Annotated in this window: 11 protein-coding genes and 1 tRNA gene; 7 read left to right on the forward strand and 5 right to left on the reverse strand. The window is 62.1% G+C overall.

Annotated elements, in window-relative coordinates:
* Positions 1-37 precede the first annotated feature (37 nt).
* Positions 38-529: a pyridoxamine 5'-phosphate oxidase family protein gene (locus NF551_RS01845; protein ID WP_227896224.1), complete on the reverse strand. Its 492-nt coding sequence runs from the start codon at positions 527-529 to the stop codon at positions 38-40.
* A gap of 58 nt (positions 530-587) precedes the next feature.
* On the reverse strand, positions 588-1,067 hold the full coding sequence (gene tadA / locus NF551_RS01850; RefSeq protein ID WP_227896223.1) for a tRNA adenosine(34) deaminase TadA: 480 nt from the start codon (positions 1,065-1,067) through the stop codon (positions 588-590).
* A 79-nt stretch (positions 1,068-1,146) separates the two neighbouring features.
* Here tadA and upp point away from each other — a divergent pair, with 79 nt between their 5' ends.
* From upp to NF551_RS01865, 3 genes are all read left to right on the forward strand, one after another.
* Positions 1,147-1,782: a uracil phosphoribosyltransferase gene (gene upp, locus NF551_RS01855; RefSeq protein ID WP_227896222.1), complete on the forward strand. Its 636-nt coding sequence runs from the start codon at positions 1,147-1,149 to the stop codon at positions 1,780-1,782.
* Between the two features lie 505 nt (positions 1,783-2,287).
* On the forward strand, positions 2,288-3,145 hold the full coding sequence (locus NF551_RS01860) for a winged helix-turn-helix domain-containing protein (protein WP_227896221.1): 858 nt from the start codon (positions 2,288-2,290) through the stop codon (positions 3,143-3,145).
* A gap of 155 nt (positions 3,146-3,300) precedes the next feature.
* Entirely contained in the window at positions 3,301-3,828 is a 528-nt protein-coding gene (locus NF551_RS01865) for a SixA phosphatase family protein (RefSeq protein ID WP_227896220.1), read from the forward strand.
* A gap of 3 nt (positions 3,829-3,831) precedes the next feature.
* Here NF551_RS01865 and NF551_RS01870 read toward each other — a convergent pair whose 3' ends face one another.
* Complete coding sequence (locus tag NF551_RS01870) at positions 3,832-5,256, reverse strand: dihydrolipoyl dehydrogenase family protein (protein WP_227896219.1); 1,425 nt, start codon at positions 5,254-5,256, stop codon at positions 3,832-3,834.
* Between the two features lie 130 nt (positions 5,257-5,386).
* Positions 5,387-5,462 (reverse strand) — tRNA-Arg (locus tag NF551_RS01875).
* A 306-nt stretch (positions 5,463-5,768) separates the two neighbouring features.
* Between NF551_RS01875 and NF551_RS01880 the strand changes: the two genes are divergently transcribed.
* Together NF551_RS01880 and NF551_RS01885 are read left to right on the forward strand one after the other, a co-directional pair.
* Positions 5,769-7,664, forward strand: a complete 1,896-nt coding sequence (locus NF551_RS01880) for a phosphoenolpyruvate carboxykinase (GTP) (protein ID WP_227896218.1) — start codon at positions 5,769-5,771, stop codon at positions 7,662-7,664.
* 1,159 nt (positions 7,665-8,823) lie between these two features.
* A complete protein-coding gene (locus NF551_RS01885) occupies positions 8,824-9,216 on the forward strand; it encodes an HU family DNA-binding protein (protein WP_227896217.1) in 393 nt (130 codons plus the stop codon).
* A gap of 102 nt (positions 9,217-9,318) precedes the next feature.
* On the opposite strand, the gene NF551_RS01890 is transcribed toward NF551_RS01885, so the two are convergent.
* The gene (locus NF551_RS01890; RefSeq protein ID WP_227896216.1) at positions 9,319-9,714 is read right to left on the reverse strand and encodes a hypothetical protein; all 396 of its coding nucleotides are present in this window, start codon (positions 9,712-9,714) and stop codon (positions 9,319-9,321) included.
* A gap of 271 nt (positions 9,715-9,985) precedes the next feature.
* Between NF551_RS01890 and NF551_RS01895 the strand changes: the two genes are divergently transcribed.
* Together NF551_RS01895 and NF551_RS01900 are read left to right on the forward strand one after the other, a co-directional pair.
* Entirely contained in the window at positions 9,986-12,496 is a 2,511-nt protein-coding gene (locus NF551_RS01895; RefSeq protein ID WP_227896215.1) for a helix-turn-helix transcriptional regulator, read from the forward strand.
* A gap of 67 nt (positions 12,497-12,563) precedes the next feature.
* A complete protein-coding gene (locus tag NF551_RS01900) occupies positions 12,564-12,743 on the forward strand; it encodes a hypothetical protein (protein WP_227896214.1) in 180 nt (59 codons plus the stop codon).
* Positions 12,744-12,753: the final 10 nt, after the last annotated feature.

The following is a 12,753-nucleotide window of genomic DNA, read 5'->3' on the forward strand; positions in this document are numbered from 1 at the left end:
CCGCTTGCTTGAGCCCGCCTCAGGTGCCGCTGCGCGCCTACAGGTCGACGACGTCGTTCTTGCCGATGTCCGGGGTGTCCCCGGTGACGGAGCTCTTGGCGATCTTGAAGATGCTGGCAACCTTCGGCTCGTCGGATATCCAATACTCGGCGGTATCGCTGTTGACCTTGATCAGGGCAATGGAGGGGTCTTCACGGCCCTGTTCGAACCATGCAGCTGCGGAGGCCTTCCAGAGTTCCTGGATTTTCTCCTGGTCCCGGGAGATCTCGGCTCGTCCGCTGATGGAAAGGTAGCCCTTTTTGTCGGCAATGGAGACGTTGACATTGGGGTTGTTGCGGATCTCGTCAGCCTTGGGGGAAGGGTCCTGGGTGAAGAACCACAGGTTGCCGTCCGCATCCGTTTCCTGCAGTTCCAGCGGACGGCTGACCAGTTTCCCGTCCAAATCGACGGTCGTGAGGTTCCCGATGCTTGCATGCTCAAGGATTTTCACTACGCGGTCGATTCCTGCCTGCTGCTCCTGGGAAGTCATGCCTGCTCCTTGCGCCGAGGTAACTGAACGACAGCAAGCCTACTGATTACTAGTCGCTCTAGGTACTCCCGGCGATACGCCGTGAGCCGAAAAAGCTCCGAAGGAGGTCCGCACATTCGGCTTCCCGCACTCCGGGGAAGACTTCCACCCAATGGTTCAGGCGGGGTTCGCGAAGAATATCGAACACCGATCCGGATGCCCCTGCCTTCTCATCCCAGGCACCGAACACCACGCGGGGAACCCTGGCAAGCACGATGGCCCCGGCGCACATCGCACACGGTTCGAGCGTGACCACCAGGGTGCAGCCGGCCAGCCGCCACTCGCCGAGAGCCGCGGCGGCCTCGCGGATGGCAACAACCTCTGCGTGCGCGGTCGGGTCCCCGGTCGCCTCCCGCTCGTTGCGCCCGGTTCCCAGGACCTCCCCGCCGGGACCGATGACGACGGCGCCGATCGGGACATCCGACGTCGCCAGGGCGGCACGCGCCTGGTCCAGGGCCATCCCCATCCAGGCGTCGTGGGAGGGGGTGATGAAATCCATACGCCTATGGTCCCTCATCCCTGTGTCCGGGGCGCAAATCCGCCCGGTTCGCCGGGGGCCGCGGTGATAGTTTGGACTTATGCGCGTACTAGTAGTGGATCATCCCCTCGTAGCCCACAAGTTGACCGTCCTCCGGGATAAGGACACCCCTTCCCCGGTCTTCCGTCTGCTCACCGAAGAACTCGTGACCCTGCTGGCGTACGAAGCCACCCGCAATGTCCGGGTAGAGCCCGTGAACATCGAAACCCCGGTCACCTCGACCGTGGGAACCGGCCTGGTGAAGCCCACGCCGCTGGTTGTTCCGATCCTGCGTGCCGGCCTCGGCATGCTGGAAGGCATGACCCGGCTGGTCCCCACCGCCGAAGTCGGCTTCCTGGGCATGGCACGCAATGAAGAGACCCTCGAGGCCATTACCTATGCGGAGCGCCTACCGGACGATCTGACCGGCCGGCAGGTCTTCGTCCTGGACCCGATGCTTGCCACCGGCGGCACCCTGCGGGAAGCCATTAAGTTCCTCTTCCAGCGCGGAGCAGCGGAGATCGTCTGCATCTGCCTGCTGGGTGCACCCGAAGGCCTGAGCGTCCTGGAAGAAGAGCTCGCAGACGCCAACGTCACCATCGTCCTGGCGTCCATCGATGAACGGCTTGACGAAAAGGCCTACATCGTGCCGGGTCTCGGAGATGCCGGAGACCGTCTCTACGGGATTGTGCACTAGGCACCCGACCGATTAGCGGCAAATGTCCATTATGTGGACATGGACGACCTCGCTTGACACTGAGCGGCTCATAAGCAGGCTTATGAGCCGCTCATTTCTTTAAGTGGGCGATCCACTCGCTGCGCCTTATAGAACAAGGGTTCTTTCGTAGAAGTGGCCCAGCGGCAGTGGATGCGAATGATGCAACATCTGGTGAGTTCTGTCACAAAACGGCCATATGTGTCCACTATGTGAGACCGTGTAACCATTGTTACTTGTGCGAATAGCTTTATTACATGCAATAATCCGTAACGTGAACATCCACACGACAGCATGTGTCGCAGATCTTCTTTTTGGCACCTGTGCCAGCCAGAAGAGCTGCTGTCGTTGATTGCAGGCCTAGGACACCACCCCCCGTCCGTGGCACCACACCAGCCCACCGAAAGGGCGCAACCCCTGCGCCGTCTCGACCGGGAACACCCCCTGCATAGAGCCGTCTGACGGCAATTCACCATGAGGTCCCAAAATGTCAGTAGCATCCGGGTACGTCCACATCTCTCTCCGCAACGCACAGACCCGCTCGGCGGGTATGCCTCAACGCCAGGCAGCGCCCGGGTTCCGGCCCTTCGGTGCCCCGGGTGCCTTGCAGCAGTTCCCAGGCCAGGTGATTCCCACCGGCGCCCGTCCGATGGGTGCAATTAGCCCGGACGGTCTGCCCATGACCGCCCCCACCCCTGTTGTGGCGCCGTCAGGCATCCCCGGCCCGCAGCCGGTGGCCAGTGACACGGTCGCCCGCGGCTTTGTCATCTATGTCGGCCTCGACGAAGACACTGCTGCCGCCAACGGGACAACCCTTACCAAGCTTGCCCAGGAAATGCGTGCACACGTCCAGACCCTGGTTCCGGGCGCCCAGAGCCACGCCGCGGTAGCACTCGCTCCCGTCGGTGCCTCCGGAACAGACATCGACGTCGTGCGCCAGGCGCTGGGGGACCCCACCGTCAATCGCCGCCAGCGGCAGGAGACAACCGCGCCGGCTCCGATCCAGCCGAGCGCACCCCGGCCCTCCGGCGTGCTGATCGACCTGTCCCGGCGCGAGGTGCACCTGGACGGCGAAACGCTGAACCTGACCTTCAAGGAGTTTGAACTCCTCAACTACCTGGTGGAGAATGCCTCCCGCACGGTAGGGCGTGAAGAGCTGCTCTCCGGCCTCTGGCGCAATGCCGAGGAAGTACCTAACGAGCGGACGATCGACGTCCACATCCGCCGCCTGCGTTCCAAGCTGGGACGCCTGGCCAACACGGTCCGCACGGTCCGCGGACAGGGTTACCGCTTCTACGAGCACCCCGAGGTTGTTGTCTGGGCTGCTCCGGAATACAGCATCTAGCGACACCCCTTCCCATCGAGAGGGCAGTTACGGCCGGTTTCAGCCCTGAAACCAGCCGTAACTGCCCTCTCGGCGGTGTGGAGCCGGCCGGGCTGGAACTGAGCGGCGGGCCGGAAGCGGAACGCCCTGCAACCGGGCGCGGATAGACTTGGCCCATGAGCGGCCACCACATCAAGAAACTCATGCTGCTGAGGCATGCCAAGGCAGACTGGCCGCGCGAAGTCACGTCCGACCACGAGCGCCCGCTCTCCGGCCGCGGGCACCGCGACGCCCCGCAGGCCGGGATCTGGATGCGGGAGCACGACGCCGTCCCGGACTTTATTCTTTGTTCCTCCGCCCTGCGCACCCGCCAAACGTGCACCTGGGTCTGCGACGAGCTCGGCGACAAAGCCCCCACCGCCAAACTCGAGGACCGGCTCTACGATGCCTCGGCGTCGTCCATCCTGAGCGTTATCAACCACGTTCCGGAAACTGTCACCAGCCTCCTGGTGATCGCGCACATGCCCGGCGTGCAGGAACTGGCCATGCGGCTGGCCTCGGTCTCCTCGAATGAAGATGCCGTGATGGATATGGCCACCCGGTATCCGACGTCGGGACTCACCGTCATGGAGGTGGAGGTTCCCTGGGCTGAGCTGGACGGCCGCGACGCGAAGATCACCGACTTCGCCGTTCCCCGCGGCTAAGGATCAGAGCCCGTACTTCTCCAGCAGCCGCAGCCAGATTTCGCTGATGGTCGGGTACGCCGGGACAGCGTGCCAGAGCCGTTCCAGGGGCACTTCCCCGGTGACGGCGATGGTCGCGGCATGCAGCAGCTCCGCCACTCCGGGACCGGCAAATGTGAACCCGACCGGAATACCCCGGTCCTCATCGACCACCATCTGGGCCCAGCCCTCGTAGCCGTCGGCAAACAGTGCGGACCCTGCCACGCTGATCGGCAGGGATGTTTCAGAGGCCCGGATGCCGCGCTCCTTCGCCTGGTCAGGGCGCAGGCCCACCATGGCAACTTCGGGATCGGTGAAGACCACCTGGGGAACGGCAGCGTGGTCCGCCGTCGCAGCATATCGGCTCCATCGCGGAGGCTCGCCAAAGCCGATCTCGCCCCTGGCCCGGGCAGCGATCGCCGCTCCGGTGGCACGGGCCTCGTACTTTCCCTGATGCGTCAGCAGGACCTTCCCGGCAGCATCGCCCACAACGTACAGCCAGTTCCCGGCTTCGGCGACAAGCCCGCTGTCATCGCAGGAAATGCCGTGCGGGTCCAGGCCGAGGTCTTCCAGTCCCAGTCCGTCAAGCGCGGGACGCCGGCCGGTCGCCATCAGCAGCCGGTCGCCGTAAAGGAGCTCCCCGCCCGGCAAAGCCAGCACGACGGCGCCCGACGCATCCTCGAATACCCGGTCCGCGGTGGTGCCGGTGAGGATTTCCACCCCCTCGGACCGCAGCGCCCCGGCCACCAGTTCCGCGGCGGGCCGCGGGAACATCTCCAACAGGCCATGCCGCACCAGCATGGTCACCTCGGACCCCAGCCGGGCATACGCCTGTGCCAGTTCAGTCCCGGCGACGCCCCCGCCAACGACCAGGAGCCTGGGAGGCACTTCCTGTGAGGACGTCGCGTCGGCTGTTCCCCAGAATTCGACCTGCTCCAGGCCGTCCAAAGGCGGCGTCACCGGCGACGCGCCTGTAGCCAGGACGACGGCGTGGCGGGCCTGGATGCCTACCCGGACTCCGGCGTCGTCACGCACTTCGACGCGGCGTTCACCGGTGAGCCGCGCCCGGCCGCGGACCAGGCCTATCCCGGTTTCTTTCACCCACTCAACCTGGCCGGCGTCGTCCCAGCCGGAAGTGAACGAGTCCCGGCGTTTGAGGACGGCGGGGACGTCGAGCGAACCGGTCACGGCCTGGCGGCTTCCATCAACAGCCTTCGCTTCCGCCAGTGCTGTGCCAGGCCGCAGGAGTGCTTTCGAGGGCATGCAGGCCCAGTAGGAACATTCGCCGCCAACCAGGGCGGATTCAACCAGGATCGCCTCAAGTCCGCCCTGCACCACGCGCGCCGCAGCATTTTCCCCCACCGCGCCGGCGCCGAGAACTATGACATCTGTTTCCAGGGTTTCCGCCATGGCCCGAGCTTTCCATCTGTCCGGGTCCGGAGCAAGGGTCCGAAGATGCCGCAGAATCGCAGGCTGCGCAGCAGAGGGCATGAAAAAACCCGGCCTGACCGCATTTCTGCTGGTCAGACCGGGTTTTCAGTGGTGCGCGCGAAGGGATTCGAACCCCCAACCTTCTGATCCGTAGTCAGATGCTCTATCCGTTGAGCTACGCACGCATTCTTTGGAATATCCTTGAAGTTGGCAGGTTTCCCCGGCTTCTTTCAAGTTCTTCCGTGGCTGTTTGGCCGTAGATAACTATAGCGGGGTTGCGGGGAGAACGCCAATCGGGTTCCGTTACGACAAAACACTAGACCGGTCTATATGACCTTCGTCACTTAAGCGGGTGGTGCAGGCTGGATTTCCCTTGAAATCTAGGGAAATTCGGGCCGGTTGACCAAACGGGCAGCATCTTTGCGCCGCTGGAGAGCAGGAGCTTGGAAATAGCATCAAAAAACACCACTGACCCAACGAAGGGAAGAGTCATGGGCGATGACGCGCGTCAGCTAGTTCTCGATGAGAGCGGCAACGCTGCTCCTAGCCAGTTGCAGGACAGCAAGAACCAGGGAACCTCCAGCGAGGCACCCACCACCCACCGTGCCCTGCTTGACTGGGTGCAGGAAGTGGCCGAGCTGACGCAGCCTGCCCGGGTCTATTGGGTGACTGGCACGGAAGAGGAAAACAAGGCGCTGACGGATGAACTGGTGGAAGCCGGCACCCTGACCCGCCTGAATCCGGAGACCTTCCCGAATTCCTTCGCTGCCTTCTCTGATCCCAAGGACGTTGCCCGGGTCGAGGAGCAGACCTTCATCTGCTCCGAAAAGAAGGAAGACGCCGGCTTCACCAACAACTGGATGGACCCGGCGCAGATGCACGCCAAGCTGGACGGCCTTTTCGCCGGTTCCATGCGCGGACGCACCATGTACGTCATTCCCTTCGTCATGGGCCACCTGGAAGCAGAGGACCCCAAGTTCGGCGTCGAGATCACCGACTCCGCATATGTCGTCGCCTCGATGCGCATCATGGCCCGCATCGGCACGGACGTCCTGCGCAAGATGGAAGAGCTGGATGCCTTCTTCGTTCCGGCACTGCACTCCGTTGGTGCGCCGCTGGCCGAGGGTGAAGCCGACGTTGCCTGGCCCTGCAACGAAGAGAAGTGGATTGTCCACTTCCCCGAAGACCGTTCCATCTACTCCTACGGCTCCGGCTACGGCGGCAACGCCCTGCTCGGCAAGAAGTGCTACGCCCTGCGCATCGCTTCCGTCATGGCGCGGGATGAGGGCTGGCTGGCTGAGCACATGCTCATCCTCAAGCTCACGAGCCCGGAAAAGAAGGACTACTACGTTTCCGCGGCCTTCCCCTCTGCCTGCGGCAAGACCAACCTGGCTCTGCTGGATCCCACGGTTGAGGGCTGGAAGGTCGAAACCCTGGGTGACGACATCACCTGGCTGCGCTTCGGCCACGACGGCGAACTGCGTGCCACGAACCCCGAAGCCGGCCTGTTCGGCGTCGCACCGGGCACCGGCTGGAGCACCAACCCCAACGCCATGCGCGCGATTGCCAAGGGCAACTCCATCTTCACCAACGTCGCGCTGACCGACGACGGCGGCGTCTGGTGGGAGGGCATGACCGACGAAGCACCGGCCCACCTGACGGACTGGCGCGGAAACGACTGGACCCCGGAATCGGGCACCCCGGCCGCCCACCCGAACTCCCGCTTCTGCACGCCGATCGACCAGATCGACATGCTGGCCGAGGAATACTACTCCCCGGACGGTGTGCCGGTTTCGGCCATCCTCTTCGGCGGCCGCCGCAAGACCACCGTTCCCCTGGTCACCCAGGCCCGCGACTGGACCAGCGGCATCTTCATGGGCTCCACGCTCTCCTCGGAGACGACGGCGGCCGCGGCCGGCGCCGTGGGCGTGGTCCGCCGCGACCCGATGGCAATGCTGCCGTTCATGGGCTACGACGCCGGTGACTACCTCAAGCACTGGATCACCCTCAGCGGTGCAGCCAACCAGGACAAGCTGCCCGGCATCTTCCTGGTCAACTGGTTCCGGCGCACCGCCGACGGCGGTTTCGCCTGGCCCGGGTTCGGTGACAACTCCCGTGTACTGAAGTGGGTCATCGAGCGCCTTGAAGGCAAGGCCGACGCCGTCGAGACCCCGATCGGGTTTGTCCCGACCGGCGATTCGATCGACCTTAAGGGCCTGGACATGACTCCGGCCGACGTCGAAGCAGCAGTGCGCGTGGATCCGGCTGAATGGGAGACCGAGCTGGCCGGGATCGACGAGTGGTACGCCCGCTTTGGTGCGTCACTGCCCGAAGAGCTCTCGGCCAAGCTGGCAGAACTCAAGGAGCGCTTCGCCGCGGCGAAGTAAGTCGTGAAAAAGCAGGGCCCCGCACTCAAAGTGCGGGGCCCTGCTTTTTGGGTTCTGCCGGGTCTAGGACTCAGCAGGCGCTTCGGTGTCCTCAGCCCAGACGACCGGTTCGCCGGATTCCCAGGTGGGGTCGCTGAAGGTCCATACGCCGTCCTGGTCGGAGTAGGCGCTAGAGGGGCGTTGTGCTGCCCGGAGGAGGTCCAGGATGGCGTTTTTTTACGAATCCGGTGATGAAGCCGGTGTCTCCGGCTACAAAATATGCTCATAAACGAGCAAGAATGTAGAGTAATACCGAGAAGTAGCCAGCCGCAGGTTATGCGACTCATAAAAAGGCAAAATCCGGAGGGCGTCGACATGAACGCGAACAAGCCGAAACTCAATATTCCTACTTACGGGGCTTGGACGCCGCAGGCGCAGCGCCAGGAGCTCTCCGGCGTTCATAGGGCCTTCACTTCGATGATGGTTATGCAGTGCGCGGCCCCTCGTCGTGCAGTAGGCCTCGGGCATGGCTGTTGGGGCTAACCCTGATCTGGTGGAGCGTACGTCGGCCCCTGAAGCCAAGCAGCGCCCGGGCCGGGTCCGTACGATGTGCCACTCGATGGCCCATGACGGCCTCTCCGAGGGGGACAGAAAGCTTGGTCTACGAGACTGCTTTCCCGGACGCCCTCGACGCATTTCCGTGGAGACGAGGGCGATCATCCCCGCCGGACGTCGTGTGTTCCGACCTGGAGACGCGTTAGCGCGAGTACTCCAGACGCCGTAACTCGACGCCACAGCGGATGATCCGTGCGCGGGTGAACCAGGAATACAACGAAACCGATGCCGGACGAGTGCTTGGCCTCGGGAGCGATTCAGTGGAGCCCCTGCAGGATCCGGACTTTGAATTCGGAGGGCAACTCGACAGGCCTGTATTCAGACCAATACGGCAAGGAGTTGGAACATGAAGATTCCAGGGTTTCCCAGCGGGGACGAGCCGCAGGGTGGATCCGAAGCACCGAGTATTTCGAGGAGCCAGAGGATGGCGGTATGCAGATGGGTTAGACCTAGACTGCGTGCTGCGCAAAGCTCATAAATGAGCTGGTAGAGCGCCGCACCGTGGTCTGCAGTGTGTGAGGTTCTATCGTATGAGGTTGGAGTGCTTCCGGCTGAGACGACTTTTTTGGAGAAGAACGTAATGGTCAAGAATGGTGATGGTGGTGGTCGCGTGAATAAGAGGGAGTACGTCGTTCGTGTTGCCCGTCGCGCAGGCGTGCCGATTCGAGTTGCAACGGATGTGTATGAGGCGGTTATCGAAGAGATTCTCGACATTGTCGAGAACGGTGACCGGCTCACTCTGACGGGGTTCGGTAAGTTCTACCCGCAGAAGCACAAGGGGCACCGTGTGCAGCGAATCAACGAGGAGGGCAAGCTCGAGGGGACCGAGGATCCCGAGACCGTTGATGACTATGCTGTGTTGAAGTTTTCGGCGACTCGAGCGGTTAACCGCAAGATCGGCTCGAATCCCCACCATGATCCGGCTCTTGGCACTGACGACAAAGAAGACGCTTCGTAGAAGCTAGGAAAGACAGAAGCCCCGAGGGATACACTCTCGGGGCTTCTGCTTTTGGGGGAACGACCGGCCGTTGTTGGGGGTTACTCCGGCTGGTCGAGTTGTTCAGCAGCTGCAGCGCTGAACAGGGTTACCGGGATCGATTGCGCGTTGCAGCACGATCATCGATTCTCCGGTGTCTGGATTGATCCTGAACCACGAGCAGCATTTGGATGTGAGAAGCGCTATGCAACTCCATCCGGCTACGATTCGTTCGATTTCAAGACCGTCTTCGATGTCACTGACATCGTCGATGAGAACCGTACCATCCACACTACTGACCGGACCGCAGTCAAGAGAGTCGTCGTCGAGATAGACATCGAGGGATATGGCGGATGCCGAGGGGTACTTATTGAGGACAAGCCTGGCGATACGAAGTGCGTCCTCGCAGTACGTTGAGTGCCCACGAGTGAGCTTTTGGTGCTCGGGGGAAACATTCAAGTCACTCTGGATATCGGTCACTGTACTCCCTTTGAGGTGGCCGGAGGCCGCGCAGTTCGCGTTTCCGAAAGTGTGAACCTTTCAAGTCTTGATCATGCCCGTGATTGTTAGTTGTGGGTTTCCCTATTTGCAGTACAAATTCAGCCTGGATGCAGTAGTTATCCGTGTCCGGAGCGGTTGTGGTCTGGCCGGTATCCTTAGTTACGAGACTGGCGAGGGGTCCTGCTTGGCACCTCTACGAAGGAGAGTGTCTTTGGTTCGGGTGGATAGCCTGCAAGTTACGCTGGCGAAGTTGTCTGCCGGCATCAACGTTGAGGTCGTCGGGACCAAAGGAAGCGGCCGGAGCACCTTCTTAAAGAAGCTCGATGAGGATCTTGCTGCGGCGGGTTTCAACACCGTGTTCATACGGGGTATCTCGGCCCTTAGTGCGCAGCCGCTGGCCGCCCTCCAGGTCTCCTCACTCCCGATAGGTCGGGTACCCCGGACCGGATCAGTCACCCTGGCGGTTGTCGCCGAGCAGCTCGCGGAGCTTGTTACCGGGAAGTCGGTGATTCTTATCGATGACTGGGATGACCTTGATGACCTGACGCGTGGCGTGGTTCAGGCCGTACGGCACAGGTCCGGTGTGCCGGTGGCAATATCCAAGCGTATGGACCGCCACGTCGGTGCGGAGTCAGAGGTCTCACCCTCCTTTGAGGTCGAGTTGGGCCCGGTTCGTTTCGATGAGCTGCAGGTCGCGCTTGAGAGAAAACTTGGCGGACCTGTGGCGTCAGCGCTGGTCAATGAGGTCTTTGTTCAGTCCGGCGGGCACATCGGCATCGCCATGTCTCTTGTCGACGGTCCGGTGAAAGGGCGGCGTATCAGGGAGGGTGGGCGTGCGTGGAGCGGCACGGGCGACCTTTACAATCCTTCACTTCGGGGTTCATTCGCTGCCTTGCTAGCGGGTCTAACCCCCATTGCTCACGGCATGCTGGGGTTGTTCTCCCTGGCGGATCGTGTCCCTCTTCGTGTTGCACGTGAGGTTGCCGAGTGGGAGGTGATCGAGGAACTGGAGGCTCGCGGTTTCATCAAGATATTCGGCAGGACAGAGCCAACCGTAGTCGTGCATCCACCTGTCTTGTCCTCCTTTCTGCGGGATGAAATGTCAGAGTCGCGCCGAGTGCGTCTTGGGGAGTGGATGGCTACACAAGACGGGTTTGAGGCTGCTCTTTCTGGGACGTTGGAGATCACTCCTATTTCGGACCAGGTCTCAACCTTCGCAAGTGTGGCCAATGGTCACACCCGGTCCCAAAAGGTTGAGGCACAACGTGTCTGGGAAGCAGACCCTTCGCCGCTGAATGCGGCGAGGTATATCGGTACCCTGCTCTGGGACAGCACCGCGGAGCCTGATTATGACGAGGTGATGAGGCGCATGCCGGAGCCCGATAGAGCCTCAATTTCATTGAGCGGCGCCGGTTACCTGATAGCGCGGGCGAGCTGGCTGGCCTATCGGGTTGGTGATCTGGATGCAGCGATCGAACTTCTTCGCGAAGTGGCCGGTCAGAAGAACGACGGCGGGCGCATCGCTCTAGCCAAGATTGTGCAGCTGCAGGCGATGCTCGGGACGATCCCAGAGGGCTATGAGCGGCTATTGGTCTCGTCCGAGGGGTCTCCCGTGGTGGTCAACGACATGCTGGCGCTGGCCCGCGCGATGGTTTGCGTAGTGCGAGGCAGTACATCCGAGGCCAGGAGAAACCTGGCGGACATCTCGATTGCACCGGCGGGGCTGATACCGCTTCAGATGGAGTTTATAGAGAAGCTGCTCGACCTTTACGAGGGTCGTATCCAGGAGGTGGCGGAGTTTGCGCGGACGAAGTTCCTGCAGGCGGTGGAGGGCCTCGACATATCGATCATGCGGGCCTACGGTTGGCTGGCGTGTATGGCGCTCCTGTATCTCGATGACTGGGACGGTCTGGAAGAGATACTGAGCCCCGCTCTTGGTGTCGGTAATACTGCGCTACCCGGAGTGTTCCAGCTAGGGATCTTGAATACCGCGGTTCTCGTGGCGCTCGTACGGGATGATACCGGCTTGGCGCGCCGTTATATCGCCGAGATGGACCAGGTGAAGGTGGCCGACGGGGGTCTTCTCCACCAGCAGCGGGATCTTGCTCGCGCTCGGCTTCTGGTGCATGAAGGGTCGGTCAGCGAGAGCGCACAGTTGCTCCGTTCCGCTGGTGATCGGCTTTGGGCGAGAGGTGCCCGCGTGGCCGCGGTGCAGTGCTATCTCTTCTCTCAGGAAGTGTCGTTTCACCCGGAGCTCCTGGGGCAGGACCGTGAGAGGTTCTCCCAGGTCGATGGTCATCTGCTTGCTGTAGATACGGGGCACTTCACTGCGATGGTCGACAGGGATGTGAGCAAGTTGGTTCAACTGGCTGACGAGCTTGAGGCGATGGGGCTCCCTGGATGGACGATGTCGACGCTCGAGAATGTGCTGGACTTCCAGCCGGCAGCAGAAGGTGATGCTGAGGCTGCGGAGCTTGAGGTCCGTGTCCGAGATTTGAAGCGGCGGGTTCCGGCCGTGTTCCAGCTGCGCTCCCACCGCCGTTTTCTGGGTGTGCGCGTGAGCGACCGTGAGTGGGATTTCATCCGTGAGGTTGTTACGGGTGCGAGCAACAAGGAGATCGCGGATCAGCTGTCTGTCTCGGTGCGAACCGTGGAGAGCTCCGTGGCGCGCATCGCCAAGAAGCTCGAGGTGCGCGGCAGGAGAGGCATTGTTGCCTGGTACGAGGCTCAGCAGGGTGCCGGGGTCTCGCCGGCGAGGTGAAAAAAGCGGCAGCGTTGGTTTCTTTAGCCGGTCCAGGGCCAGCACCGAGAAGCCGAGGGAGTCGCGGGTGCTTGAGCTCCTCATGCAGTACTGCATGGCGCAGCGGGCAGGGCTTCCGTGGGTGGATGGCATCGGTTATGCCGGGATCATGAACCCGCTTAAGAACGTCTCATATCTGCTGGATCTTGAACACGCTGAGCACGAGCTGCTGTTCATTCAGGAGCGTGTCCTGGGATGCAAGCTCTAGGAGCCCGCCC

The sequence above is a fragment of the Arthrobacter caoxuetaonis genome, from assembly GCF_023921125.1.
In the GTDB taxonomy this organism is placed as follows: domain Bacteria; phylum Actinomycetota; class Actinomycetes; order Actinomycetales; family Micrococcaceae; genus Arthrobacter_B; species Arthrobacter_B caoxuetaonis.

Coding starts and splice junctions, on each gene's coding strand:
- NF551_RS01845 (WP_227896224.1), bottom strand. CDS start 529: ATGACTTCCCAGGAGCAGCAGGCAGGAATCGACCGCGTAGTGAAAATC.
- tadA (WP_227896223.1), bottom strand. CDS start 1,067: ATGGATTTCATCACCCCCTCCCACGACGCCTGGATGGGGATGGCCCTG.
- upp (WP_227896222.1), top strand. CDS start 1,147: ATGCGCGTACTAGTAGTGGATCATCCCCTCGTAGCCCACAAGTTGACC.
- NF551_RS01860 (WP_227896221.1), top strand. CDS start 2,288: ATGTCAGTAGCATCCGGGTACGTCCACATCTCTCTCCGCAACGCACAG.
- NF551_RS01865 (WP_227896220.1), top strand. CDS start 3,301: ATGAGCGGCCACCACATCAAGAAACTCATGCTGCTGAGGCATGCCAAG.
- NF551_RS01870 (WP_227896219.1), bottom strand. CDS start 5,256: ATGGCGGAAACCCTGGAAACAGATGTCATAGTTCTCGGCGCCGGCGCG.
- NF551_RS01880 (WP_227896218.1), top strand. CDS start 5,769: ATGGGCGATGACGCGCGTCAGCTAGTTCTCGATGAGAGCGGCAACGCT.